This window comes from Pararhizobium capsulatum DSM 1112, from assembly GCF_030814475.1.
Classification (GTDB): Bacteria; Pseudomonadota; Alphaproteobacteria; order Rhizobiales; family Rhizobiaceae; genus Pararhizobium; species Pararhizobium capsulatum.
In genome coordinates, this window is the sequence record NZ_JAUSVF010000001.1 from 2,894,515 (window position 1) to 2,919,419 (window position 24,905).

A 24,905-nucleotide genomic window follows, 5' to 3' on the forward strand; every position below is an offset into this window, starting at 1 on the left:
CGCCCGGAAAGAGTACCAATGTTTTTCAGTGCAGATCTGCTCGACGAATTCGCAAGCCTCTGGTTCCAGGCGCCGCTGGTCATCTCGTCGCGCATGCAGGACTTCGCAGCCGCCGGCATGGCTGGCACACCCGGCAGCGTCGCGGAAGCGAGCCGCATGTTCACCGAAAAGCTCTCGGCAGCTGCCGAGAGCCTGATGGCGCTCAATACAGCCATGGTCAATGAGGGGATGATCGCCGCAACGGCCGCGGCGACGGGCACCTGTTCCAACTTTACCGACGCCTCCGATCGCCTTGCGGTGGCAGCCTTAAAGCCCTACGGCAAACGAATCCGCGCCAACGCCCTGCGGCTTGCAAAATAAGCGGTCTGGCGAAATAGAAGGAACCCATCGTGTCGCCCAAGGAAAATCGCAGCGATCCCCTCGTGCTCTTCATGCCGTCCGGCAAGCGCGGCCGTTTTCCGGTTGGCACGCCTGTCCTGGATGCTGCGCGATCGCTCGGGGTCTATGTCGAAAGCGTCTGTGGCGGACGAGCGACATGCGGGCGCTGTCAGATCACGGTACAGGAAGGCAGTTTTGCCAAGCACCAGATCGTTTCAAAAAACGAAAACCTGTCTCCGAAGGGACCGAAAGAAGAGCGCTACGAGCAGATTCGCGGGCTTCCAGAAGGCCGCCGCCTCTCCTGTTCCTCGCAGATCCTCGGTGATCTCGTCGTCGATGTGCCCCAGGATACGGTCATCAATGCGCAGGTGGTGCGCAAGGCCGCAACCGATCGCATCATCGAACGTAATGCCGCAGTCCAGCTCTGCTATGTCGAGGTTGAAGAACCCGATATGCACAAGCCACTCGGCGATCTCGACCGGCTGAAGGCCGTGCTGCAGAAGGACTGGGGCTGGAAAGACCTGCTGATCGCCCCTCACCTCATCCCGCAGCTTCAGGGCATCCTGCGCAAGGGTAATTGGGCGGTGACGGCCGCGATCCATCGCGACATGGACAGTTCGCGTCCCTTCATCGTCGGCCTCTGGCCGGGCCTGAAGAACGAGGCTTACGGCATCGCCTGCGACATCGGCTCGACGACCATCGCAATGCACCTCGTTTCGCTGCTGTCCGGCCGTATCGCCGCCTCCTCGGGCACGTCTAACCCGCAGATCCGCTTTGGTGAAGACCTGATGAGCCGCGTCTCCTATGTGATGATGAACCCGGACGGGCGCGAGGCGATGACCAAGGCCGTGCGTGAAGCCATCAACGGTCTGATCGGCAAGGTCTGCGAGGAAGGCAATGTCGATCGCCACGACATTCTCGACGCCGTTTTCGTCGCCAACCCGATCATGCACCACCTGTTTCTCGGCATCGATCCGACCGAACTCGGCCAGGCCCCCTTCGCACTCGCCGTTTCCGGCGCGCTGCAATATTGGGCGCATGAGATCGAGATCGACGTCAACCGCGGTGCGCGCGTCTATCTGCTGCCCTGCATCGCCGGCCATGTCGGCGCGGATGCTGCCGGCGCCACGCTTGCTGAAGGACCCTACCGGCAGGACCGGATGATGCTGCTCGTCGATGTCGGCACCAATGCCGAAATCGTGCTCGGCAACCGCCAGCGTGTTGTCGCCGCGTCCTCACCCACCGGCCCCGCTTTCGAGGGCGCGGAAATCTCGTCCGGCCAGCGTGCGGCGCCCGGCGCAATCGAGCGCGTGCGTATCGATCCGGTGACACTGGAGCCGAAGTTCCGAGTGATCGGCGTCGATGCATGGTCTGATGAAGCCGGTTTCAGCGAGGCGGCAGCCGCCGTCGGCGTTACCGGTATCTGCGGCTCGGCGATCATTGAGGTCGTCGCCGAAATGTACCTCTCGGGCATCATCTCGGAAGATGGCGTCGTCGATGGCGGCATGGCGGAGCGCAGCCCACGCATTATCCCCAACGGCCGCACCTTCTCCTACCTGCTGCATGACGGCGAACAACGGATCACGGTCACCCAGAACGACGTACGCGCCATCCAGCTCGCCAAGGCCGCACTTTACGCCGGCATCAAGCTCTTGATGGAAAAGCAGGGTGTCGAGCATGTCGATACCATCCGCTTCGCCGGCGCCTTCGGCTCGTTCATCGATCCTAAATACGCGATGGTGCTGGGCCTGATCCCGGATTGCGATCTGGACGAGGTGAAGGCCGTCGGCAACGCCGCCGGCACCGGCGCGCTGATGGCGCTCCTCAATCGCGGCCACCGCCGCGAGATCGAGGAAACAGTCAAGAAAATCGAGAAGATAGAGACCGCGCTTGAATCAAAATTTCAAGAGCATTTCGTCTACGCGATGGCGCTGCCGAACAAGGTCGATCGATTCCCGAAGCTTTCAGCCGTCGTGACGCTGCCGGAGCGCAAGGTGCTGTCCGACGATGGTGGCGAAGGTGGCGGACGACGACGCAGGCGCAGCCGCGAATAGGCGGACAACGTCAGACCAGATTCTTGCGTTTCTGCCGGAACTTCGGAAGGCCTCTGCGAGTTTTGGCGACACTGTGGATCAAGTTGTCAAACTCACGGCCAAGCCTCCATCAACGTCAGCAATCGCGGACGCAGCCGCAGCCGTTTCCGAACTCGTCTATCTGGAGCGTCTTGAGCACGGCATCAGCCGCAAACCGGGCAAGCGCGGCTTCCTCTACCACGACGCCGATGGCAAACGCATCATCGACCCCGTAGAGCTCGATCGCATCGCCGCCCTGGCCATCCCGCCCGCCTATACCGACGTGCTGATCTCACCCGATCCGCTCAGCCATCTTCAGGCAACAGGCTACGATCAACGGGGACGCAAACAGTACCGCTATCATCCGCAATGGTCGCAGGAACGCGGGCGCGACAAGTTTGCCATGCTCCCCGCCTTTGCCGCAACGCTTCCGCGCATCCGTGAGAAGGTCGATGCCGACCTGCGCCGCCGCAAGCCGGACATGGAAAAGGCACTCGCAACCGTCGTCTTCCTGCTCGACCGCCTGTTCATTCGCATCGGCAACCAGACCTATGCGGAGGAAAACGGTTCGTTCGGACTGACGACGCTGCGCAACAGACACGTCAAGGTGAACGGCTCCAGCGTCCTATTCAACTTCAAGGGAAAATCTGGAAAGGAATGGCGGCTGAAGCACAGCGACCGGCGCATCACCCGCGCCATCCGCTCGCTGCAGGAGCTGCCCGGCCAGCAGCTCTTCCAATACCTCGACCAAGACGGGAATCGGCATCAGATCCGCTCCCAGGACGTCAACGCCTACATCCGGGAAGCTGCAGGTGCCGATTTCAGCTCACGCCAGTTTCGCACCTGGGGCGCCACGCATATGGCGGCAACCGCCCTCGCCGCTCTTGAGCCACCGCAGACACAGAGAGCTTTGAAACTGCAGCTAAACGCCGTCATCGACCAGGTGGCCGGACGACTGGTCAATACCCGTGCCGTTTGCCGCTCGTCGTATATTCACCCGCAGGTGTTTGCGGATTTCGAGAGTGGTGCCCTCACTGAACTCGCCCGCATGAGGGCGAGCCGCAGCACGTCGCTTTCACGTTGGATGGAAGACGACGAAATCCGCGTGATGCGCTGGCTCAAGCAGGCGTCGAAAGACGCCGGCTGACAGGTTCCGCTCACCCCAGGGCGATAAAGGCTGCGCGCACATGCTCTGCGACAGCAAGCACGGGAGCCGTCGCATTGTCGATCACCTTGAGGCCGATATTGTAGCGACCAAGTTCCGGCAGCCCTTCAGCCTCGCCCAGTTCCACAAGCTCGCCCTGCACCAGATAACGCGGCAGGGGCGCGATCGCCAGATCGGCCTGGATCGCAGCCCGCTGGCCTGTCGTATGGGCGCTGAGGAAGGCAACGCGGAAACGACGGCCGGATCGCGTCAGCCGCTCGACCGCGTCGGCTCGCCAGACGCAGCCGTCTTCCCACATTGAGACCGGCAGCGGATCGCGCGTGTGGGCCGTGCCGCAACGAATGCCGGCCCAGACCAGCTTCTCCTGCACCAGAAGCTCCTCGGCGCTGCTCTCGTCGTCATAGAAGCTGTTGTAGATGACAATATCCATGCGGTGTTCGTCGACGCGCTTGCGCATGACATTGCTCGTGCCGATCGTCACATCCACCGTCACGTTCGGATAGGATTCGGCAAAGCGCTTCAACACCTCCGGCAGGATGCGCTCTCCGATGTCCTCCGGTGCGCCGACCCGCACGATGCCGTTCATGTCTGGGAGCAGGAAGCGTGAGACGGCTTCGTTGTTGAGCGCCAGCATGCGCCGGGCGAACCCCAGAAGCACTTCGCCCTTGGGTGTCAATGAGACAGAGCGCGCGTCGCGCAGGAACAGGACACAGCCCAGCGTTTCCTCAAGCTTCTTGATCTGCATCGAGACCGCCGACGGCGTCCGATAGACGGTTTCGGCGGCCGTCGTGAAGTTGCCGGTCTCTGCAATCGCCACGAAGGTCTTCAAAACGTCGAGTTCGAGAAGCGGCAGCACGTGCCGGAGCATCATATTCATGGCGACCTCATCAATCAGTTTTTCTGAAAGATAACATGATTTCATTTCGTTTGATTGAACCTCAGATGAGGACGATAGTCAAGGCATACCGATGAGCCTTGAAGGAGCTGATCATGCAAAACACCGCCCTGAAAGTTCCGGCAGCCACGTTGCCGCTGGAAGACAGGCTGCATTTGCTCATCTCATGGGCGAGCCGAAAGATGTCTGAACGGCGCATCGAGACAACGCGCAGATTGACCCAGCAGGAGATCGCAAACCTGCCGGAAAACCTGCGAATCGACATCGGAACAAGACATCAAGAGATGTGATGCATCGCATCAAATATATTCGCTTGAATGATGAATGAGGTTGCGGCATTACCATCCCATGGTCGCGACCTTTTGACGTAAAACCCTCTCAAAAGGAACCAGTACAATGGCATTCCACAGTCTTGAAACACCCACCAGCTCGTCCAGCCGGATCGAAACCGTCCTTCATGGCGTAAGCGGTCTTGGCCATCGCGCACTTGCCTCCTGGCGCCGCCATCAAGCCGAGCGTGCGTTGGAAGGTCTCTCCTTCGACACATTGAAGGACATCGGCTTCCCCTCCGCTGACGACCTCGGCAAGAATGATGCGACTGCGATGGACACGCCGGCACGATGACATCGACGACCGAGGCATCCGACAAAAATCCTCCCGCCGAAATTGATTGTTGAAAAGGGCATTCCACTCAAAACGGGATGCCCTTTTTGCATGGCCCAGACAGTCGCGATGACGTCACAGAACCGGCATGCGGTACTTGCCTGTTTCCGACAGCCCGTCTTTTCTCTCCTGTACCTGCTTCCCCACAACCAATATTGCCCTCTCCGCCACATCCATGAGAGACAAGAACCAAAGGCGACATTTTTGTCGCTACAGCGCAATAATCAGGCATGGCAGCGACAGGATGGCGTCATTTTAGGCAACCCAGTCGCTTGCGCCCACATTAAATTCTTTGCAGTCGCAGCCATCCATGCCAATGTCGCAATCAGGAAAGCCAGATATCTGCCTTTCCCTTGAACTAGCGTATCCGTAGCGCATGGAACTCGCCGATGAACAAGCCACTGACCAAGAAGCGTTCCCTAGTTTTTTTCCTCGTGCCGAATTTTTCCATGCTGCCCTTTTCCGCAGCCATAGAAACGCTTCGGATTGCCAACCGCATGCTTGGCTATGAGGCCTATACATGGCGTCTCTCCTCCACCGACGGCATGCAGGTTCTGTCATCCAGCGGCATCGGCCTGGAGGTCAACACCTCGCTTGCCGACGAGCGCAAGTTGCTCGGCAACGAAAACCGTCCATCGATGGTTCTGGTCTGTTCCGGCATCTATGTGGAAGATTTCCAGAACAAGTCCGTCAATGCGTGGCTGCGCGAAGTCTACAATCGGGGCGTTTCCGTCGGCAGCCTCTGTACGGGCGCGCATGTGCTGGCGTCGGCAGGATTGCTGACCGGCAAGCGCTGCGCGATCCACTGGGAAAATCTGCCGGGTTTCGCGGAAACATTCCCGCAGGTGGATGTGTATGCCGACCTCTACGAGATCGACAGCAATATCTACACCTGCGCCGGGGGCACCGCCTCGCTCGACATGATGCTGAACCTGATCGACCAGGACTTTGGCGAAAATCTCGTCAATCGTGTTTGCGAGCAGGCCCTGACGGACCGTGTCCGTGGACCGCATGACCGCCAGCGCCTGCCGTTGCGCGCCCGCCTCGGCGTCCAGAATTCCAAGGTGCTTTCGATCATCGAGTTGATGGAAGGCAATCTGTCCGAGCCTCTGTCGCTTCTGGAGATCGCTGACAGCGCGGATCTTTCGCGCCGGCAAATCGAACGGCTGTTCCGTCAGGAAATGGGCCGCTCTCCTGCTCGCTACTACCTTGAAATCCGTCTGGACCGCGCGCGCCACCTGCTCGTGCAGTCGGCTATGCCGGTGGTAGAGGTTGCCGTCGCCTGCGGCTTCGTATCCGCCTCACACTTCTCCAAGTGTTATCGCGAACTCTACAACCGCTCGCCCCAACAGGAGCGCGCTGAGCGCAAACTGACCCTTCAGGCTGCGCGATAGCGCAGCCTGAAGGCCATCCCTAAAAATGACACCCAATTTGCGCGCGAAGAGGGCTTAAGCCGTCATCGATTGGAGCAGCGTGAGCTCCGATACGATGCGGTTACGGCCATTGTACTTGGCCATGTAGAGGAACTGGTCGGCGGCGTTGAGGTAGTTGTCGAAGGATTCGAGCGTTTCGATGGTTGCAAGACCGATCGAGACCGTCACGGACAGTTCTTCGTCATCGGCCACCACCTTCGTTTTCGCCAGCTCTTCACGCAGCATCTCGCAGAAGGAATTGGCTTCCCCGACGGGCAGGCTGTTGAAGAGAACGCCAAACTCCTCGCCACCGAGACGAGCAAGCAGGTGGTTTTCACCGACAAGCGTCCGCAATCGCCCGGCAACCGCCTTGAGCACAAGATCGCCGACCTCGTGCCCGTATGTGTCATTGAGCCGTTTGAAATGATCGATATCGAGAATGGCGATCGACGTCGTTTGCCCGCGTCGCAGACATTGATCGACCAGCCGCGGACCATGCTGGAAAAAGTACCGACGATTGTAGATGTCGGTGAGGTAATCCCGCGCGGCAATGTTGTGCAGCATCTGGATGCGACGCCGGATATTGGCGACGTGAAAAATGCGACTGTTGAATTCGTCGACCAGGAACGGCTTCGGAATGAATTCCGTACCGCCATTCTGCAGGAAGCGCGCAGCCTGCCGGCGATCTTCACTTGCGGCAAGAGCGATGACGCCCACGCCGTCGTCGCCGTGCCGCTGACGGATCTCGGCCAGGAGCACATGGGCGCTCATATCCGACAGGGAAAGATCCGTTACGACGAGCTCGATCATCTCCGAGCCATCCAGTGCCGCCAAAGCCCCGGCGCCATCAACCGCTTGCGAAACCTGAAACTGCTGCTGACGCAGCAAGGTAAGCAGCTCGGCGCGCGATTCCTTCTTCGAATCCACCAGCAACACATGCGTCGAGGCATTGGTCAGAACCCGGTCGACGACCGAAATGACGTGGCTGATCGAATCCGGCTGGTTCTTGATCACGCAATCGACGACGCCACGCGCCAGGACGTGACCTCTCGTCTCGTCATTGAAGCTGCCGGTAAAGACGACCGCAGCGATCCCGTTGGCGATCACGTAGTCAAGCGCTTCGCAGTTTGGGCCGTCTGGAAGATTGAGATCGAGCACCGCAAGCGCAAACTCGCCGGGATTGCCCTTCACCGCATCCTGTGCAGCAGCAAAGGTCGCGCAATGGGTCACGGACAGACCGTGTATGGTCTCCAGACCGTGCTTCAGCACGGTTGAAAACATGCGGGAATCCTCGATGAGAAGCATGCGCTTGTTGGCATGCTTCTGCACGTTGGTATCCCGCCCCGTCCCTCTGCGAAAGCTCACGTTCCCGCCAATCTGAAGTGAGCCAATGCGTTACCCCAGAGGAACGTCAGCTCTCGATTATCTCTTTTTTGCAAAAGACTGCGCTGGTTTCCCCTCGTACAGCCGTTCGATTCTCCTTGCAGCAATCAAAGCGGTCCCGGATTGCCAATTGGTTAAAGACCCCCGGAAAATTAGGGATTTCCCGGGAAGATTCTCAAATTTGTTACAATGCCCTCGCAGAAGCGGTCAGGCCCTCTTTGCAACCTTCGCTCCAAGCGTCTGAATCTTGGTCAGAGTATCGAGGTTCTGGTTCACCCGGCAGTAAAATTCCTCATTGATGAACGGCCGCATCATGAAGTCGTTGCCGCCTGCCTTGAGGAATCGAGCCGACAGAAGCCGGTTGGCCGAAGAAGACACGCCAATGATACGCAACTGATGCGGCCCATAGCTGCTGCGAATGCGGCGCGTCAGTTCGAATCCGTCGATATCCGGCATGTTGTAGTCGGTGATGACGAGGGCGATGTCCGGGCTTTTCTTGAGAACCTCAAGCGCTGCGGCGCCGTTTTCGGCGGAACTCGTACGGAAATTATAGCGCTTGAGCTGGCTTGTCAGTAGCGCGCGCGCCGTTGGGCTGTCATCGACGATCAGCACATGATGGCGATGGTTCGTCAGGAAGCGGCAGACGGATTCTGCCAGCATATCGACAGCAAAGATGTTGTCCTTGATGACGTAGTCGACAATCTCCTTTGCCAGCAGCGCCTCGCGGGTGGTCTCCTGGTAGGTGCCGGTAAAGACGATCGTCGGCACGCTCATATCGATCAGATACGAGAGCGCCTCGCCATTCTCGGCTCCCGGCAAATTGATGTTGGAAATGGCGAGCGTTGCGGGAAACGTCGCATTCTCGACTGCAAACTGCAGGTCGTCATAGTCCTTGCAAACGATGACATCGATATCGAAAAGCTCTTTGAGCCGCTTCGACACCATGGCCGAGAAGAGATTGGAGTCTTCAGCAAGCACGATACGGTGCTGCTGCAAGGATTCACCGGAATAATACATCCCGGACACGCCGAAAAATGACATCGATTGCCCATCTGAAAGGATTGTCCCCTCAGTGAGGCTACGCGGAAAGGTTTTCTCAGTCGTTAATCAGTCCCTGAAATAAGCCGGCAAGTTTTTACCCCTGATTTTGCCGTCAACGCACATCAGCAACCTGGAAAATCGGCGGCATTTTTGCGCCACACCACAGCAAGACCTGCGGCCAGCAAGAGCCGCGCACACAGTGGAAATAACGGAAGAAGGGTCGAAAAAAGCTTCAGTGCACGACTGCCGAGCCATTAACGATATCCACATTCTCGCTGCCGTCGAGACCGATGCGATCTCCACTGGGCGTGGTGATGAAACAGCCGTTCGGGCAAAGCGCCTCCGTGCTGCCGGCAGCAATCGCAACTTCCACGCGGCTGTCACCCTCGACGATCACCAGGACGGCCGCTTCGGCATCCTTGTTGGTGATATTCGCCGAAAGGGCGGGCTGCACCATTGCAGCGACGAGCAAGCATGCACTGAAAAATCGCTTCATTGCCTATCGACGCCTCTGGCGCCGCCCCTTGAATGCGTCCTGTCCTTTTCTAAGGACGAGAACGCCAGCCACCCCGTAGGCACAGCATAAGCGCTGCCCCTTGAGAATGCCTAGAGGTATAATGCCCGGCTGCTGAATGAAGGCTGAATAATGGCGTCAGGCCTCCGACGGTTCCGACGACGGTCCGACGATGCGACGGGGACGGCGCGTCGTCACGCCCCGGGCCGCCGCTTGCTCCGCGGGACGCTGCACCGTGTCTTCCGGCTCGGCCTCATCAGTAACATCGTCCTCAGCAATGGCAGGCAGCTCGTCAGGTGCCACCTCCGGCAAATTGAACGGTTTGCCCAGCCCCTCCTGCTGAAACCGCTCGAAGATGGCCAATCGCAGATCGTTGCGCACGCCCGTTCCGTTGACGATATCAGCGAGATAGACCCGTAGTTCGAAGGTCATGGTCGCGTCACCAAAGGCGGAAAAAACGGCCAGGGGTTGCGGGTTCTTCAAGACGAGCGGATGCGCCTCGGCAATCTCCAGCAGCAGATCCATGATCCGCCGGGGTGCCGCTTCATAACTCACGACGACGGGAATATCCGTGCGGCCCAGCTTGTTGCGGTGGGTCCAGTTGCCGACCGACGCGTTGATGAACAGGGAATTCGGCACCATGATCGTCTGGCGCTGGAAGGTCTCGATCTCCGTCGCGCGAACGGAAATACGCTTCACGAAACCTTCCGTCGTCCCCGTCACCACCCAGTCGCCCACCTTGAACGGCCGTTCGACGAGCAGGATCAGCCCGGAGACGAAGTTGGAAACGATATTCTGGAGACCGAAGCCGACGCCCAACGAGAGGGCACCGGCAACGAGCGCGAGGTTGGACAGGTCAAGTCCGGCCGCGGAGATACCCACAAGCCCCGCAAGCCCGACGCCGAGATAGCCCACACCCGTCTTGATCGAGTTGCGCACGCCGGCATCGACGCGGCTGCGGGCCATGACGCTGCCATCCAGCCAACGCTGGAATGCACGCGTCGCAAAATACCCGGCCGCAAACAGACAAAGTCCGGCAGCAATTCCGATGATCGAGATGGTGATGCTGCCGATGCGGATATCCGTAAAGAAACGGTACGCCCAGGATTCGACGTCGGCGAGCTTGAACCCCCATTGAAACAGGATTAGCGGCACGAAGAACAGCGCGACCAACCCATAGATCGCCAGTCCCAGCGCGAGCCCCGCCTGATCGAGTGCGACCTGCTCGAGCTTGTATCTGCTTTCGAGATATTGACCGACCACAGTTTGGCCCAGCGCGTTCTGCTTGGCGATCGCCTTGCCGCTCAAAATCCCGATATACATCGTCACGAAAATTGCGCCGGTCATGACGATCTGATTGGAAATGAAACGGCCAAGTCCGACATAGCCGGATAGGGCAGCCAGGATAAGCACGGCACCCGTGAGCACGAAAGCCAGGGAAATGGCCCGCGGCCACGGCCTACCCAGACTTTCCGGCTCATCTTGCCCGGGAACCATCGGATGGATGAGCGCCATCAGCATCAAAACGATACCGATCACGATCGTCGCGATGAAACTCTTCGCAACAGTCAGCAGCACCGGAGAGCTCAGAACCTCGCTGATCGTGCCGAACAGGTAGTCGAGACCGTTCACGACCGCCATCACGACGATTGCTTGAAACAGCAGGGATGCTCCACGGTCCGAGACGTTCACCAACCGCCAGGCAGGCTTGCGCGGCGCCAGCACGGCTCGCGCCAGGCGTAGAACAAATGTCAGCGCCACGCCCAGCGCCAGAACGGTCGAGACCAGCGGCGCGATATCAGGCCGAAGGACATTGAACGTGTTCAGGAAAAAATAGCTGGATGCCGCAAACACGGCAGCAACCAAAGTCGGCACCATCGTTGACCAGAAAGCGGCCGTCAGGCGGGTGATGTAGCCCGGAGGCTCCAGCGCGAACCGCTGCCGGGTCAGCGGATTGAGGACACGCCTGGTACCCGAGACAAGGACCAGGGCGGCGCAAAGTGAGAGGAAGATCGAGGCCAGCAATGCGAAGCGCTTGTAGCTCCAGGCGAAGGACAGCCAACTTCCGACATTGCGGCGAAGCGCCTGTCCCTCGGTGACCAACGACGCCGAGGCATCGCGAAACAGGTCCCACGATATCTCGCTGTGCTTCAATACCGCGTTGGTGAACAGGTCGCGCCGCATGGAAGTTACAGAGTTCGACAGCTTGGTTGCTCGAATCGACAGGTTTTCCGCCGTTCCCGTCAACGCGTTGATCGCCCCCCGTTCGGCTGTGAGACGCTTGCGCTCCTCGGTCACGACATCCGCCTCGGCTGGAGAACCTTCAGCTGGCGGATCGCCAAGTTCGGCCAATCGCGCCTTGATTTCGTCAAGCCGCGGGCGGGTCGCGACAGAAATCGCGATAATGCGCTTTCCAAGCGCATCGACCTCGACCTTCAGTTCCGCAAGCCGATTGTCGTCACCACTGGCTTTCTGTATGGCTTCCGCCAGCCGCGCGAGCTCCTTCGCGGCCTGATCCAGCTGTTCCGTTGCCTGGGTGGAGGCGGCAGGCGCAGCCTGATCCGCGGCAGGTTGCGATTTCTGCGCCGGCTGTTGCGGAATAGCTTGCTGCTGCGCGTGCCCGGTCGCAAGGAAGACAAAAGAGAAGGCAGCGATCAAGCTGGCGCGAATTCGAAGCGTCATCGGCAATCAAAAATCCTCATTCAGGGCACTGCACATTCCCACGTGCGAGAATCGGCGCCGGAAGTGGCTTGCATAAAGTTTCTCAGGCCGCGATGCAAAAAACGGTATGGTCAGAAGCTTGATCCCGGCTGGTCCAGGAACGCAAGCTCGGCTTCGGTCGAAACCCGTCCGAGTATCGCATTGCGATGCGGGAATCGTCCGAACTGCCGGATGACCTCGCAATGTCTGATGGCAAAATCGAGGTAATTCGGGTCAGCAAGGTCGGAAAACAACCGAACCGAGTCTGTCTGGTCCTTTAGATTTTCGGAATGCTCGAAGGGAAGATAGAAGAAGGCACGCTGGTCGACCGACATGCCAAGATCCGCTCCCGCATCGACCGCCATCCTTGCCTCACGTAGAGCAAGGCCATCCGTTGCGAAGGCAAGCGGTGATCCCCTGAAGACATTCCGCGATATCTGGTCGAGAAGGAGGATCGTGGCGAGACGCGCGGATGGCGTTGCTCGCCAGGCGTCTTCGACATGCCGCGAGACAGCCAGATGGGTAAGACGGAACCGACGATCGCATTGCGCGTCCAGCGATGCATCCGCAGTGAACCACGCGTTGGGCGAAAGTTCGTCGAACCAGAAGCTCAAGACCTCCTGGGGGCTGCAAATGGCGGTCGCGTCAGACATAGCTGCTTCTCCCATAGAAACTCGATGCCGGAACACATAGCACCATCAGCCACCGTTTCCACGCCACCGACCACGAATGCTACCAGCTCCCGGTATTGCGAAACGCTGGCAAATCCGCAGCGCTGCTCTATATCCAACGTGCAGGAGAATATGGACCCGTTCGTAGGCAGAGGAGCCGCATCATGAGAACCGTCGTCGCGATGGCGCTTGCCGCCCTGCTTCTCACGTCCTGCGTTGCCCAGGAGCTCGAACCTATTCCCGGCAGCATCACCTATAGCGGCCAGCCAAGGACCAAGCTGACGAAATCTCCGGTCGGCAGCACGCTCAACCACTATTTCTATGGCCCATTTGGCGAGCGCATCCAGGAAACCTATGTCATCCAGCCGGACCGGTCGCTGAAACTCGTTGCACGAGAGCGGCAGGATATCTTTTCGGCGCTGTACGATTGACGGAGAGGGTTGTCGTCCGGCGACGGCGTAGCGGACCGATCGCAGCATATCGCCGTTTTTAACCGGAACGCTTCCTGCTATTATAGGCGAACGGGGCGAGGCCCCACAATCACATAGTCACGGCTGGGCAAATTGTTTTCCCCATCCTGACCAAGGCGAGGCACGACTTTCTCATCTACGGATCGAGAACAAAAAGTTCTGCGTTATAATATCCTATCTAATGAATAGAGTATGCCTGCTAACAACGGAGGTGGACATGCGAGCGACTTCACTTACACGGGTTTTTACGGCGGCCCTTTTGGCGACCGGGCTTCAGCTCGGCAGCCTGAGCATGGCTTTTGCCGATACGACGCTTCTCAATGTCTCCTATGACCCGACCCGCGAACTCTACAAGGATTTCAACGCGGCGTTTGCGGAAAAATGGAAGGCCGATACGGGCGAGACGGTCACGATCCAGACGTCCCACGGCGGGTCTGGCAAGCAGGCGCGCTCCGTCATTGACGGTCTCGAAGCGGACGTGGTGACACTGGCGCTTGAGGCGGATATCGATGCGATAGCCAAGGAAACCGGCAAGATCCCGGCGGACTGGAAGACGAAATTCGAAAACAACAGCGCGCCTTACACGTCAACGATCGTCTTTCTGGTGCGCAAGGGCAATCCGAAGGGCATCAAGGATTGGGGTGATCTCGTCAAGGACGACATTCAGGTCATAACGCCAAACCCCAAGACATCCGGCGGTGCCCGCTGGAACTTCCTGGCAGCCTGGGCCTGGGCCCGCGCTGCAAATGGTGGTGACGATGCCAAGGCACAGGAATATGTGACCGAACTCTTCAAGCACGTTCCGGTTCTCGATACCGGCGCACGTGGCGCAACGACAACCTTCGTCCAGCGCGGCCTCGGCGACGTGCTCCTTGCCTGGGAAAACGAAGCCTATCTTTCCCTGGAAGAGCTTGGCCCGGACAATTTCGACATCGTAACGCCATCCATTTCCATCAAGGCGGAACCGCCGGTGGCGCTGGTTGACGGCAATGTCGATGCCAAGGGCACTCGCAAGGTGGCGGAAGCTTACCTTCAGTACCTCTATTCCGACGTCGGCCAGAAAATTGCGGCGAAGCACTACTACCGCCCCTTCAAGCCGGAAGTTGCCGATCCAGCTGACATCAAGCGATTTGCGGATGTGAAGCTCGTCACTATTGACGAATTCGGTGGATGGAAGGAAGCTCAGCCAAAATATTTCGGGGATGGCGGGCTCTTTGACCAGATCTACAAGCCGGGGCAATAATTCTTAATGACCGCAAGCACAGCTAGGCGGTGGCAATTCAGACAGCCGAGCGTCATTCCGGGTTTCGGATTGGCGCTCGGCGTTACTTTGTCATGGCTCATACTCATTGTTCTCATTCCTCTTTACGGTCTCGTCTGGCGTTCAAGCGCGCTTGGTTGGCCAAAATTCTGGTCGCTGGCAACTGACGAACGCACGCTCAATGCATTGCGCATCAGCTTCGGCACGGCCTTTGCCGCCGCCGCCGTCAATGTCGTTTTCGGCGTGATCCTTGCCTGGGTACTGGTGCGCTACCGGTTTCCGGGCAAGCGCATCATTGATGCCGTCGTCGACTTGCCTTTCGCCTTGCCAACAGCCGTCGCCGGCATCGCGCTGACAACCATCTACGCGCCGAATGGCTGGATCGGCAGCCTGCTTGCTCCTCTCGGAATCAAGGTTGCCTTCACACCGATCGGCATCGTCATTGCCCTCATCTTTGTCGGTCTGCCCTTCGTCGTCAGGACGGTTCAGCCGATCATGGAGGAAATCGACAAGGAGGTGGAGGAAGCGGCTGCAACGCTTGGTGCGACCCGTTTCCAGACTATCAGCCGCGTGCTGCTGCCCGGCCTCGCACCGGCGGTTCTGACCGGCTTTGCCCTCGCCTTCGCCCGGGGCGTCGGAGAATACGGCTCGGTGATCTTCATCGCCGGCAACCTTCCCTACGTCTCGGAAATCGCGCCGCTCCTGATCGTCATCCGTCTTGAGGAATTCAACTATCCGGCAGCCACCGCGATCGCGGCGGTCATGCTGATAATTTCCTTTGCCATGCTTCTGATCATCAATCTCATCCAGGCCTGGAGCAGACGGAGGTACGGCTATGGCGCATGAGGATACCGCCATCTCCCACTACACCCACACCAGTGAGCTGGTGCGCACCGCCACGTCGGAAAGCCGTTTTGCCCGTTACGGGCTAATTGCAGTGGCGCTCTGTTTTATCGGCTTGTTCCTGCTCCTGCCGCTTGCGGCCGTCTTCACCGAAGCGTTCCGCAACGGTCCGGGCGAGTTTTTGACGGTTCTGCAGGACCCCGAGACCTTCTCCGCAATCAAGCTGACCCTCCTCGTCGCGGGCATCGCGGTGCCGCTCAACCTGGTTTTCGGCGTTGCCGCCGCCTGGGCGATCGCCAAGTACGAGTTCAAGGGCAAGGCTTTCCTGACAACCCTGATCGACCTGCCCTTCTCGGTGTCTCCGGTCATTTCAGGTCTTGTCTTCGTCCTGCTCTTCGGTTCGCACAGTCTCATCGGGCCTTGGCTGCAAAGCCACGGCATCCAGATCCTGTTTGCCGTTCCCGGCATCGTCCTGGCGACGGTTTTCGTCACCTTCCCCTTCGTTGCCCGTGAACTGATCCCGCTGATGCAGGAGCAGGGAACAGCCGATGAAGAAGCCGCCCTTTCGCTTGGTGCAAGTGGCTGGCAGACTTTCTGGTACGTGACGCTGCCCAACATCAAATGGGGCCTGCTTTACGGTGTGCTGCTCTGCAACGCCCGCGCCATGGGCGAGTTCGGCGCCGTCTCCGTGGTCTCCGGCCATATCCGCGGCCTGACCAATACGATGCCGCTGCAGGTCGAAATCCTCTATAATGAATACAGTTTCGTTGCCGCCTTTGCGGTCGCGACGCTGCTGGCGCTGCTGGCGCTCGTCACTCTCATCCTGAAGTCGCTGCTCGAAATGAAGTTCAGCGCTCAGATCGCCGCCAGCCGCCGGCACTGAAAGGTCAATCGCATATGGAAGTTCGCGTACAAAACATACGTAAGGAGTTCGGCCGTTTTCCAGCGCTGAATGACGTGTCGCTCGATATCCGCTCGGGCGAACTGATTGCGCTGCTTGGACCTTCCGGCTCAGGCAAGACGACACTGCTGCGCCTGATCGCCGGCCTTGAAAGCCCGACCGAAGGCACCGTTTATTTCGGCGACGAGGACGCTTCGAAGAAGACAGTTCAGCAGCGCAATATCGGCTTCGTGTTCCAGCACTACGCCCTCTTCAGGCACATGACCGTGCTCGACAACGTCGCCTTCGGTCTGAAAGTGCGCCCGTCCAGCCGACGTCCCCCGGCAGTCGAAATCCGCGCCCGCGCCCTGGAATTGCTCGATCTCGTGCAACTCGGCGGTCTGGAGAAGCGCTATCCGGCCCAGCTTTCCGGCGGCCAACGCCAGCGTGTCGCCCTTGCCCGCGCCATGGCCGTTGAGCCGAACGTGCTTTTGCTCGATGAACCCTTCGGCGCGCTGGACGCACAGGTGCGCAAGGAACTGCGTCGCTGGCTGCGGGAAATTCATGACCGCACCGGCCATACCACCGTCTTCGTCACCCACGATCAGGACGAGGCTCTGGAGCTCGCCGACCGCGTTGTCGTCATGAGCAAGGGCAAGATCGAACAGATCGGCACACCCGACGAAATCTACGATACCCCAAACTCGCCCTTCGTCTTCGGTTTCATCGGCCAGTCCAATATCGTCCCCGTCCGGGTCGAAAACGGACAGCTCTGGATCGAGGATCGCTCGATCGGCGTCAGTGCCGCCGGCGAACCGGATGGACCGGCCCAGCTGTACTTCCGGCCCCATGACATAGAATTGCTGGATGGATGCGGCGGATGCATTGCCGGCATCGTCACCGTCAGCCGCCGTGTCGCCGGTACCCGCCATGTCGAACTCGACATCGGTGCCGCCAACTGCAAGGTCGAGATCGAACTGCCGCCCGAAAAGGCTGCAACCGACCGGTCTCGGATCGCCTTCCGACCGACGCGCTGGCGTCTTTTCAGGGACGAAACCCAGATGCAGCGAACCACAGCCGCTCCAGCCGAGGTGTGACTTTAGGCGGCTTGGGCACGTCTTTGCATGATAGAGAAGTGCCCAACCGCTCGGTTGCTTCGACGACGGCGTCATCGCATTTCGGTTGCGTTGACGGAATCGACTTTCTGCTGCTCTATGGCGCCGAAGGTATCAATGCCGCTTCGAGTGCAGGGCCGATATGCAGTACAGACGAGAGATCGACGGGCTCAGAGCCGTCGCCGTGGTTCCGGTCATCCTGTTCCACGCAGGCCTTGAGTATTTCAGTGGCGGCTTTATCGGCGTCGATATCTTCTTCGTCATCAGTGGCTACCTGATCACCTCGATCATCATCTCCGAGCAGGAAAAGGGCGGCTTCTCGATCCTGCGCTTCTATGAACGCCGCGCCCGGCGCATCGTCCCCGTGCTGTCCTTCGTTCTTCTTTGCTGCCTGCCTTTTGCCTGGGCCTGGATGCTTCCGGCACAGATGGAAAGTTTTGGCGCAAGCCTGATCGCCGTCAGCCTTTTCGCCTCCAACGTGCTCTTCTGGCAGGAGGCGGGTTATTTCGCCCCCTCGGCAGAATTGCAGCCCCTCCTTCACACCTGGAGCCTTGCTGTCGAGGAACAATATTATGTGGTTTTTCCGCTTGCGGTGATGCTGCTGTGGCGTTTCGGACGCCCTCTGGTCATTGCGGTAATCGCAGCCGTTGCGCTTCTGAGCCTCGGGCTTGCACAATACGGCTCGGAAAACTTCGCGACAGCCAATTTCTACCTGCCGACAAGCCGCGCCTGGGAGCTGCTGACGGGCTCGCTCTGCGCCTTCCTGGTCTCGGCGGGCTACGTCCGCAACAGCAATATTCTGTCCGTCGCCGGGCTTGTCCTGATCTGCATCGGCATTTTCGCCTATGACGCAGCCACCCCCTATCCGTCCTTCTACACTGCCGTTCCCGTTATCGGTACGGCCTTCATCATCCTCTTCGGTTGGCAGGGAACATGGACGGCGACGTTGCTCTCCACACGGCCTTTCGTTGGCATCGGGCTTATCAGCTACAGCCTCTATCTCTGGCATCAGCCAATCTTCGCCTTTGCCCGTATCCGCGCCCTGACCGAACCTTCACAGACTCTCCTGATCGGATTGGCGATCCTGGCCTTTCCGCTTGCCTATTTGTCGTGGCGCTTCGTGGAGGCGCCTTTCCGCAAGGGGCCACTGCCGTTCCTGCCATCCTCTATGCACATCCTGGGAGCAACAGGTCTCCTTGCGGCGCTTTTCATCGGCGTGGGATTGGCCACGACACGCGACAACGGTCTTCAGTTTCGTCTCCCGCCCGAGGCGTTGACAGCTCTTGCGTCGCAGGAGCATCCCAATCCGATCATGGTCCGCTGCCTCTACGACAAGGGCGAAGCGAAGCTCGATCACCCCGTCAAGGACTGCCTGACGCCCGGCGCCAAGATCGTCGATACGATCCTGATCGGCGATTCCCACGCTGCTGCGATGGCGGGTGAGACCATGCGGGTTTTCGAGCATGCCGGTGCCGATCTGTACGTCATGACCCATTCCGCCTGCGTCGGCTTCTCCGGCTTCTATGTCTTCGACGCCAAGTACAAGCTGCGCTGCAACGCATTCTTCTCCGGCATCGAGGACTACATTCGCAACAGCAACGTGAAGACGGTGGTGATGCTAAGCCGTTGGACGCTCTATGTGGAGGGAACTCCGTTCGACAACGGCGAGGGAGGAATAGAGCAGCTCAAGCCCCTTTACGTCGATCTATACGACCGCCGCAATGCGCCGGCAGGCCGGGATGACCCGGAGCGCAAGGAACGCGTTCTCAAGCAATATGTCGCTGATATCGAAGACTATCTCAAACGCGGCTTCAATGTCGTGCTTGTGTATCCGATACCGGAAGCAGGCTGGGATGTTCCGGGCATCGTGGCCAAGGCGGCGCTCACCCGCTCGCCGCTCCAATTCAGCACAAGTCTAGAGCGCTATCGTCAACGCAATGAGAAAGTCATCACCGCCTTCGATGGCCTCTCTCACCCCAATCTCCGCAAGATCAAGCCTTCCGACAATCTCTGCGACAAGCCGCTGGCCGGGCGGTGCATCAACAGCCTCGACGCCGACACGATCTATTATTTCGATGACGACCATCTCTCGGACGCGGGGGCGGCTTTGATCGCACCGGCAATTCTTGATGCGGTTCAATCCTTCGGCCAGGGAGAAACGCGAGCCGACAAGCTCGCTGTGAAGTAACTACTGCGTCTTCTCCGCCGCGTTTTCTGGCGTGACAACCAAGGGATCCGGCGGATGCGTGCTGCGCGAACCACCATCCTGATCAAAATGCTGGACCACAAGGATGCTCAGGATCGAGCCGACCACGATCCCGAACACTCCGAACATAAGAATACGCGTCGTCACAGCCTGGCACTCCATCCATCCGATGACTATTCGTAGACGTAGACGACGCGGCGTGTCTGCGGATCGACCAGAACCGGACGATCATTCAGGCGCACATAGCTGTAGCGATAGTTCGGCACCTGAGCGACGGTAATGCCGTTCGGCAACGTCGTGCCGACAACCAGATCACCATCATAGGGAACGGTCGCGACCGGCGTGGTATCGATATATGTGCGAACCTCGGCGGGCGGTGCGATGATCGCGCCATCTTCCACACGGCCGATCAATTCATCGCCGGGTGCAGGCGTCGCGATGCTGCCGGTCTGCTCATAGCTCACGACAGGTACCGAGAGATCGGAGCGATGCTGCTCCACGGCAACCGGTGCGCCGTTGTAATCCATCATCAACTGCTCGGCATAGACCCAGCCGCGCATTCCGTTGACGTCGATACGGCACCAGTTTTCACCTTGGAGACATCCGTCAAGCGCTCCTGAACTACCGCGCGTCGCAATGCCGACGGCCGGGTATTCCGAACCGGGGCCGGAATAGACCGTGATGTCCGTTGCGGTGGTGGCGAGCATCTCGGCTTGGGCGAGCCCTGCCGTCAGGCCAAGCGCGGCTGCGGCAAGGATCGGTTTGAGGAGGCGGTTCATGGGTCTTCTCCTGTTGTCGTGCAATTCACGCACTCCTAACGCACGGCGGAAGCCCAAGTTCCTGCCTTTAGAGGGAGAACGCCTTGCCCGCCCTTCCCACGCAACATCGATTGCCTCCGTTAAACCTCCGTTTCGTCTGTCGTTTCGTTCATCCGTTTGCGTGCCTGCGCCATCTCGCTGACGGCTGCCCGCAGGGCCGGATGCCGGGACATGAAGACGTTGAAATCGCGGCGATCGAGGAGGAAGAGCTCGCAGAAATCGACCGCCACGACATCCGCCGTCCGCCGCCCACCAGTCAAAAGTGCCATCTCACCAAAGAAGGAACCTGCTCCCAAGCGTATTTCGCCCTTCGAGATTTGCACTTCGACCGACCCGGAGGCAATGAAATACATCGAGTCCCCCCGGTCTCCCGCCCGCAATATCCGGTCACCCGGCGAGGCCGAGTGCGGGCGGAACATCAGGAGAAGCTCTTCATGCGACGCCTCGTCGATCGACGAGAACAGCGGGAAGGTTTCGACGATGTGCTGGATTTTCATATGATGCTGGCGATCCCGCGCTTCCTGCTGCGCCTGAATGACGGCAAGCTCCGATGTGAGCGCCTCGAACCGCTTCTTCCCATGACGCGCCGACCAGACAGGAAGGGCCACCCGCAGCCGTGTCTTCATCTCCCCCGTGATCCAGAACAACAGCGGGTTGATGGTGATCGACAATATTGCTCCTGCCAGGATGAGGCTCTGACCTTCGGGCGACAGCAGGCCCAGGGAAATACCGAGGCCAGCCAGAATGAATGAAAACTCGCCGATCTGCGCAAGCCCCGCCCCGATTGCCAGCGCCATTCCGAGCGGGTAGCGCAGGAGCAACACCACAGCGACCGAAACGACATATTTGCCTATGATAACCAGTGCCAGCGTCGCCAGCACCTCAAGCGGCTCTCGAAGGATGATCGTCGGATCGAACAACATGCCGACGGAGACGAAAAATAGCACCGAAAACGCATTCTGCAGCGGCAAAGAGTCCGCTGCGGCCCTGTGACTGAGATGGCTCTCACTCATGATCACGCCGGCAAAGAAGGCTCCCAGCGCAAAAGACACGCCGAACAGCATTGCCGAGCCGAAGGCAATGCCGAGCGCGATGGCAAGTACCGACAGCGTGAAGAGTTCACGCGAGCCGGTGCGCGCAACCTGCGTCAGCATCCACGGCACGGTTTTCGGTCCCAGCACGACTGCAAGCACCGTAAAGCCGCTGACCTTGGCAAGCGTGACGATGATGTTGACGGTAATTGTCGTTGCATCGGCAGGCACCGCGTGATCGCCCGCATGACCTGCCACCTGTCCGCCGATGACCTCCGCGAGCAAGGGCAACAGAACCAGCACCAGCACCATCACAAGGTCTTCAACGATGAGCCAGCCGATCGCCACACGCCCGGCGGCGCTGTTGACGAGATTTCGTTCCTCCAGTGCTTTCAGCAGCACGACGGTGCTGGCAACCGAGAGACAAAGACCGAAGACGAGCCCGGTGCCTGGGCTACGGCCGAAAAGCGATGCGAGGCCCATGCCGAGAAGGGTCACCAGCACAATTTGCAAGACAGCTCCCGGCACCGCGAGAGCCCGAACGGCCTTGAGATCTGACGCAGAAAAATGAAGGCCGACGCCGAACATCAGAAGAATAACACCGAGTTCCGCCAGCTGCGAAGCAATGTCGCCATTCGCTGTGAACCCGGGCGAAAATGGGCCAATCAAAATGCCAGCCGCCAGATATCCGACGAGAGGCGGCAGACGCATCCTGTCGGCGATGTATCCAAGAATGGCTGCCGAAACGAACCCGACAGCGATCGTGGCAATCAATGCAATGTCGTGATGCACGCCCTTCCCCAACAAAATCAACTAAATGAACGATCCGACATTTGCGGATATGCCTGAGCTTGGCAAGGGGACGTGTTCCCTCTGGAACGGCGCATCAAACCGCTGGTGGGGACAAATGTCCAGAAAACAACCGCAGCACCTCAAATGCAGAAAAATTAGGCAATGACAGACAAGTTTTGCGCAGAAATTTTTATCATTCGATAAATTTTTGACCTTTTGATAAATATTTTAAACCGGTTACACGCTAAGCTACTGAATAAAAAGAGCATCCGGAAACTGGCACGCTTCCTGCTTTTACTCTCCCATCAACATCCTGCTGCTTTGGCGGCTGAAACGAGGAGAACAGGCTCATGGAAATCGGTGTCTTCATCCCGATCGGAAACAATGGCTGGCTGCTGTCGGAAAACGCGCCGCAGTACAAGCCGAGCTTCGAACTCAACAAGGAAATCACCCTCAAGGCTGAGAAATACGGGCTCGATTTCGTGCTCTCGATGATCAAGCTGCGCGGCTTCGGTGGCAAGACAGAGTTCTGGGACCACAATCTGGAATCCTTCACGCTGATGTCGGGCCTTGCAGCCGTCACCACGCGGATCAAGCTCTTCGCCACAGCAGCAACCCTCGTCATGCCGCCGGCCATCGTCGCACGCATGGCGTCGACGATCGACAGCATTTCCAACGGCCGCTTCGGCCTCAACCTCGTCACCGGCTGGCAGCGCCCCGAATATTCGCAGATGGGCATGTGGCCGGGCGATGAATATTTCTCCAAGCGCTACGACTACCTTGGCGAATACGCGACCGTGTTGCGGGAGCTCTGGGAAACCGGAAAAAGCGACCTGAAGGGTGAATATTTCCAGATGGACGATTGCAAGCTTTCGCCGCGTCCGCAGGCAGACATGAAGGTCATCTGCGCCGGGTCCTCCAATGCCGGCATGGAATTTTCCGCCAAATATGCCGACTATAACTTCTGCTTCGGCGTCGGCGTCAACACGCCCACCGCCTTTGCGCCCGCTGCCGAACGCCTGATTGCCGCCACGGAAAAGACCGGCCGGGAGGTCTCCTCCTTCGTGCTCTTCATGATCATTGCCGACGAAACGGATGAAGCCGCCCGCGCCAAGTGGGACAGCTACAAGGAAGGCGCCGACCAGGAGGCGATCGCATGGCTTGGCCTGCAGGGCGCAGCCGATACCAAGTCCGGCGCAAACACCAATGTCCGCCAGATGGCCGATCCGGTCTCTGCCGTGAACATCAACATGGGAACGCTGGTCGGCTCTTATGAGACGGTAGCAAGGCTCTTGGACGAAGTACCGACCGTACCCGGCACCGGTGGCGTACTCCTGACCTTCGACGACTTCGTGAAGGGCGTCGAGGACTTCGGCACGAAGATCCAGCCCCTGATGAAGTGCCGCCAGCACATCAAGCCCATGCTGGAGGCCGCAGAATGACAGCGACAGCAACTGCCGGCTACCAGCCGCCGCCGGAACGCTCCCACAGCGTGACGCTGCCCGCCCGCCCCGAACCGATCACGCTGAAGCCTAGCGAAACCGCCGTCGTCGTCGTCGATATGCAGAACGCCTATTCGACCGAAGGCGGCTATGTCGATCTTGCCGGCTTCGATATCACCGGCGCCAAAGGCACGATCGACAACATCAGGAAGACGCTCGACGCCGCCCGCGCCGCCGGCGTTCAGGTTATCTATTTTCAGAACGGCTGGGACAAGGACTATGTCGAGGCCGGGGGTCCGGGCTCGCCCAACTGGCACAAGTCCAACGCATTGAAGCACATGCGCGCGAATCCTGAACTACAGGGCCAGCTCCTCGCCAAGGGTACCTGGGACTATGCGATCGTCGACGAACTGCAGCCACAGCCGGGCGATATCCTCGTGCGGAAGACACGCTATTCCGGCTTTTTCAACACCAACATGGACAGCGTGCTGCGCGCCCGCGGCATCCGCAACCTCGTCTTCGTCGGCATTGCCACCAATGTCTGCGTCGAAAGCTCGCTGCGTGACGCCTTCCACCTCGAATATTTCGGCGTGATGCTGGAGGACGCGACCCATCACCTGGGACCGGACTTCATCCAGCAGGCGACCGTCTACAATGTCGAAAAATTCTTCGGCTGGGTCGCGACCGTCCACGACTTCTGCGGCGTCATCAGCCAAGCCGCCCCCGCAAACGATAAAATATAAGATCCAAAGAGGAGAACTGCATGCCCAAGTCCATCATCGTTCCCGAAGGCACTCAGAAACCGATCGCGCCCTATTCGCCCGGCACGCTGGCTGACGGTATCGTCTATGTTTCCGGCACCCTGCCCTTCGACAAGAACAATGACGTCGTGCATGTCGGCGATGCCGGCGCCCAGACCCGCCATGTGCTCGAAACCATCAAGTCGGTCATCGAGACCGCGGGCGGCACGATGGAAGACGTGACCATGAACCACATCTTCGTCACCGACTGGGCTAACTACCAGGCCGTCAACAAGGTCTATGCGGAGTATTTCCCGGGCGACAAACCGGCGCGCTACTGCGTGCAGTGCGGCCTCGTGAAACCCGACGCGCTGGTCGAGATCGCGACCGTCGCCCATATCGGCAAGAAGTAG

At 59.2% G+C, this 24,905-nt stretch carries 24 protein-coding genes; 15 read left to right on the forward strand and 9 right to left on the reverse strand.

Annotated features, from left to right (window positions below):
* Positions 1-18: 18 nt before the first annotated feature.
* The 3 genes from QO002_RS14090 (at position 19) to QO002_RS14100 (ending at position 3,597) form a co-directional block, all read left to right on the forward strand.
* Positions 19-360: a hypothetical protein gene (locus tag QO002_RS14090; protein ID WP_307230691.1), complete on the forward strand. Its 342-nt coding sequence runs from the start codon at positions 19-21 to the stop codon at positions 358-360.
* Between the two features lie 71 nt (positions 361-431).
* The gene (locus QO002_RS14095; protein ID WP_307233388.1) at positions 432-2,432 is read left to right on the forward strand and encodes an ASKHA domain-containing protein; all 2,001 of its coding nucleotides are present in this window, start codon (positions 432-434) and stop codon (positions 2,430-2,432) included.
* Between the two features lie 73 nt (positions 2,433-2,505).
* Positions 2,506-3,597 (forward strand): DNA topoisomerase IB, encoded by a 1,092-nt coding sequence (locus tag QO002_RS14100; protein ID WP_370878491.1) that lies wholly within the window; start codon positions 2,506-2,508, stop codon positions 3,595-3,597.
* Between the two features lie 10 nt (positions 3,598-3,607).
* Here QO002_RS14100 and QO002_RS14105 read toward each other — a convergent pair whose 3' ends face one another.
* Positions 3,608-4,492, reverse strand: coding sequence for a LysR substrate-binding domain-containing protein (locus QO002_RS14105; protein WP_307230694.1), 885 nt, complete (start codon positions 4,490-4,492; stop codon positions 3,608-3,610).
* 98 nt (positions 4,493-4,590) lie between these two features.
* Here QO002_RS14105 and QO002_RS14110 point away from each other — a divergent pair, with 98 nt between their 5' ends.
* From QO002_RS14110 to QO002_RS14120, 3 genes are all read left to right on the forward strand, one after another.
* Positions 4,591-4,800, forward strand: a complete 210-nt coding sequence (locus tag QO002_RS14110) for a hypothetical protein (protein WP_307230696.1) — start codon at positions 4,591-4,593, stop codon at positions 4,798-4,800.
* 106 nt (positions 4,801-4,906) lie between these two features.
* The gene (locus tag QO002_RS14115) at positions 4,907-5,134 is read left to right on the forward strand and encodes a hypothetical protein (protein WP_307230698.1); all 228 of its coding nucleotides are present in this window, start codon (positions 4,907-4,909) and stop codon (positions 5,132-5,134) included.
* Positions 5,135-5,562: 428 nt separating this feature from the next.
* Positions 5,563-6,567, forward strand: a complete 1,005-nt coding sequence (locus QO002_RS14120; RefSeq protein WP_307230700.1) for a GlxA family transcriptional regulator — start codon at positions 5,563-5,565, stop codon at positions 6,565-6,567.
* Between the two features lie 54 nt (positions 6,568-6,621).
* On the opposite strand, the gene QO002_RS14125 is transcribed toward QO002_RS14120, so the two are convergent.
* The 5 genes from QO002_RS14125 to QO002_RS14145 all read right to left on the reverse strand — a co-directional run bounded on the left by QO002_RS14125 (position 6,622) and on the right by QO002_RS14145 (position 12,876).
* Positions 6,622-7,914, reverse strand: a complete 1,293-nt coding sequence (locus QO002_RS14125) for a GGDEF domain-containing response regulator (protein WP_307230702.1) — start codon at positions 7,912-7,914, stop codon at positions 6,622-6,624.
* 261 nt (positions 7,915-8,175) lie between these two features.
* Positions 8,176-9,009: a response regulator gene (locus QO002_RS14130; protein ID WP_307230706.1), complete on the reverse strand. Its 834-nt coding sequence runs from the start codon at positions 9,007-9,009 to the stop codon at positions 8,176-8,178.
* A 232-nt stretch (positions 9,010-9,241) separates the two neighbouring features.
* Positions 9,242-9,505 carry a hypothetical protein gene (locus QO002_RS14135; RefSeq protein ID WP_307230708.1) on the reverse strand — a complete coding sequence of 88 codons (264 nt, stop codon included), beginning with the start codon at positions 9,503-9,505 and terminating at the stop codon, positions 9,242-9,244.
* Positions 9,506-9,661: 156 nt separating this feature from the next.
* Positions 9,662-12,205 carry a mechanosensitive ion channel family protein gene (locus tag QO002_RS14140; RefSeq protein WP_307230710.1) on the reverse strand — a complete coding sequence of 848 codons (2,544 nt, stop codon included), beginning with the start codon at positions 12,203-12,205 and terminating at the stop codon, positions 9,662-9,664.
* 110 nt (positions 12,206-12,315) lie between these two features.
* Positions 12,316-12,876 carry a DUF924 family protein gene (locus tag QO002_RS14145; RefSeq protein WP_307230713.1) on the reverse strand — a complete coding sequence of 187 codons (561 nt, stop codon included), beginning with the start codon at positions 12,874-12,876 and terminating at the stop codon, positions 12,316-12,318.
* Positions 12,877-13,058: 182 nt separating this feature from the next.
* Between QO002_RS14145 and QO002_RS14150 the strand changes: the two genes are divergently transcribed.
* The 6 genes from QO002_RS14150 (at position 13,059) to QO002_RS14175 (ending at position 19,651) form a co-directional block, all read left to right on the forward strand.
* Positions 13,059-13,325 carry a hypothetical protein gene (locus QO002_RS14150; protein WP_370878492.1) on the forward strand — a complete coding sequence of 89 codons (267 nt, stop codon included), beginning with the start codon at positions 13,059-13,061 and terminating at the stop codon, positions 13,323-13,325.
* Positions 13,326-13,581: 256 nt separating this feature from the next.
* A complete protein-coding gene (locus QO002_RS14155) occupies positions 13,582-14,607 on the forward strand; it encodes a sulfate ABC transporter substrate-binding protein (RefSeq protein ID WP_307230715.1) in 1,026 nt (341 codons plus the stop codon).
* A gap of 6 nt (positions 14,608-14,613) precedes the next feature.
* Positions 14,614-15,471 carry a sulfate ABC transporter permease subunit CysT gene (gene cysT, locus QO002_RS14160; RefSeq protein ID WP_307230717.1) on the forward strand — a complete coding sequence of 286 codons (858 nt, stop codon included), beginning with the start codon at positions 14,614-14,616 and terminating at the stop codon, positions 15,469-15,471.
* Positions 15,461-16,351: a sulfate ABC transporter permease subunit CysW gene (cysW, locus tag QO002_RS14165; protein ID WP_307230719.1), complete on the forward strand. Its 891-nt coding sequence runs from the start codon at positions 15,461-15,463 to the stop codon at positions 16,349-16,351. Before cysT ends, cysW begins: the two co-directional genes overlap by 11 nt.
* Positions 16,352-16,365: 14 nt before the next feature.
* Positions 16,366-17,445 carry a sulfate/molybdate ABC transporter ATP-binding protein gene (locus tag QO002_RS14170; protein WP_307230721.1) on the forward strand — a complete coding sequence of 360 codons (1,080 nt, stop codon included), beginning with the start codon at positions 16,366-16,368 and terminating at the stop codon, positions 17,443-17,445.
* Positions 17,446-17,605: 160 nt separating this feature from the next.
* Positions 17,606-19,651, forward strand: a complete 2,046-nt coding sequence (locus QO002_RS14175; protein WP_307230723.1) for an acyltransferase family protein — start codon at positions 17,606-17,608, stop codon at positions 19,649-19,651.
* On the opposite strand, the gene QO002_RS14180 is transcribed toward QO002_RS14175, so the two are convergent.
* The 3 genes from QO002_RS14180 to QO002_RS14190 all read right to left on the reverse strand — a co-directional run bounded on the left by QO002_RS14180 (position 19,652) and on the right by QO002_RS14190 (position 22,310).
* Positions 19,652-19,816: a hypothetical protein gene (locus tag QO002_RS14180; protein ID WP_307230726.1), complete on the reverse strand. Its 165-nt coding sequence runs from the start codon at positions 19,814-19,816 to the stop codon at positions 19,652-19,654.
* 26 nt (positions 19,817-19,842) lie between these two features.
* Positions 19,843-20,448, reverse strand: coding sequence for a DUF1236 domain-containing protein (locus tag QO002_RS14185; RefSeq protein ID WP_307230727.1), 606 nt, complete (start codon positions 20,446-20,448; stop codon positions 19,843-19,845).
* Between the two features lie 119 nt (positions 20,449-20,567).
* Positions 20,568-22,310, reverse strand: coding sequence for a cation:proton antiporter domain-containing protein (locus tag QO002_RS14190; RefSeq protein WP_307230729.1), 1,743 nt, complete (start codon positions 22,308-22,310; stop codon positions 20,568-20,570).
* A gap of 350 nt (positions 22,311-22,660) precedes the next feature.
* Here QO002_RS14190 and rutA point away from each other — a divergent pair, with 350 nt between their 5' ends.
* Genes rutA through rutC form a run of 3 tightly spaced genes read left to right on the forward strand, consistent with a single transcriptional unit; the run spans position 22,661 to position 24,905 of the window.
* Positions 22,661-23,752, forward strand: a complete 1,092-nt coding sequence (rutA, locus tag QO002_RS14195; protein ID WP_307230732.1) for a pyrimidine utilization protein A — start codon at positions 22,661-22,663, stop codon at positions 23,750-23,752.
* Entirely contained in the window at positions 23,749-24,495 is a 747-nt protein-coding gene (rutB, locus tag QO002_RS14200) for a pyrimidine utilization protein B (RefSeq protein WP_307230734.1), read from the forward strand. The genes rutA and rutB overlap by 4 nt, the downstream gene beginning before the upstream one ends.
* A 20-nt stretch (positions 24,496-24,515) precedes the next feature.
* Positions 24,516-24,905 (forward strand): pyrimidine utilization protein C, encoded by a 390-nt coding sequence (rutC, locus tag QO002_RS14205; RefSeq protein WP_307230736.1) that lies wholly within the window; start codon positions 24,516-24,518, stop codon positions 24,903-24,905.

Excerpts from the sequence above, each read along its gene's own strand:
- QO002_RS14090 (WP_307230691.1), top strand. The coding sequence starts at position 19 with ATGTTTTTCAGTGCAGATCTGCTCGACGAATTCGCAAGCCTCTGGTTC.
- QO002_RS14095 (WP_307233388.1), top strand. The coding sequence starts at position 432 with ATGCCGTCCGGCAAGCGCGGCCGTTTTCCGGTTGGCACGCCTGTCCTG.
- QO002_RS14105 (WP_307230694.1), bottom strand. The coding sequence starts at position 4,492 with ATGAATATGATGCTCCGGCACGTGCTGCCGCTTCTCGAACTCGACGTT.
- QO002_RS14115 (WP_307230698.1), top strand. The coding sequence starts at position 4,907 with ATGGCATTCCACAGTCTTGAAACACCCACCAGCTCGTCCAGCCGGATC.
- QO002_RS14120 (WP_307230700.1), top strand. The coding sequence starts at position 5,563 with ATGAACAAGCCACTGACCAAGAAGCGTTCCCTAGTTTTTTTCCTCGTG.
- QO002_RS14130 (WP_307230706.1), bottom strand. The coding sequence starts at position 9,009 with ATGTCATTTTTCGGCGTGTCCGGGATGTATTATTCCGGTGAATCCTTG.
- QO002_RS14135 (WP_307230708.1), bottom strand. The coding sequence starts at position 9,505 with ATGAAGCGATTTTTCAGTGCATGCTTGCTCGTCGCTGCAATGGTGCAG.
- QO002_RS14140 (WP_307230710.1), bottom strand. The coding sequence starts at position 12,205 with ATGACGCTTCGAATTCGCGCCAGCTTGATCGCTGCCTTCTCTTTTGTC.
- QO002_RS14145 (WP_307230713.1), bottom strand. The coding sequence starts at position 12,876 with ATGTCTGACGCGACCGCCATTTGCAGCCCCCAGGAGGTCTTGAGCTTC.
- QO002_RS14150 (WP_370878492.1), top strand. The coding sequence starts at position 13,059 with ATGAGAACCGTCGTCGCGATGGCGCTTGCCGCCCTGCTTCTCACGTCC.
- QO002_RS14155 (WP_307230715.1), top strand. The coding sequence starts at position 13,582 with ATGCGAGCGACTTCACTTACACGGGTTTTTACGGCGGCCCTTTTGGCG.
- cysT (WP_307230717.1), top strand. The coding sequence starts at position 14,614 with ATGACCGCAAGCACAGCTAGGCGGTGGCAATTCAGACAGCCGAGCGTC.
- cysW (WP_307230719.1), top strand. The coding sequence starts at position 15,461 with ATGGCGCATGAGGATACCGCCATCTCCCACTACACCCACACCAGTGAG.
- QO002_RS14170 (WP_307230721.1), top strand. The coding sequence starts at position 16,366 with ATGGAAGTTCGCGTACAAAACATACGTAAGGAGTTCGGCCGTTTTCCA.
- QO002_RS14175 (WP_307230723.1), top strand. The coding sequence starts at position 17,606 with ATGCAGTACAGACGAGAGATCGACGGGCTCAGAGCCGTCGCCGTGGTT.
- QO002_RS14185 (WP_307230727.1), bottom strand. The coding sequence starts at position 20,448 with ATGAACCGCCTCCTCAAACCGATCCTTGCCGCAGCCGCGCTTGGCCTG.
- rutA (WP_307230732.1), top strand. The coding sequence starts at position 22,661 with ATGGAAATCGGTGTCTTCATCCCGATCGGAAACAATGGCTGGCTGCTG.
- rutB (WP_307230734.1), top strand. The coding sequence starts at position 23,749 with ATGACAGCGACAGCAACTGCCGGCTACCAGCCGCCGCCGGAACGCTCC.
- rutC (WP_307230736.1), top strand. The coding sequence starts at position 24,516 with ATGCCCAAGTCCATCATCGTTCCCGAAGGCACTCAGAAACCGATCGCG.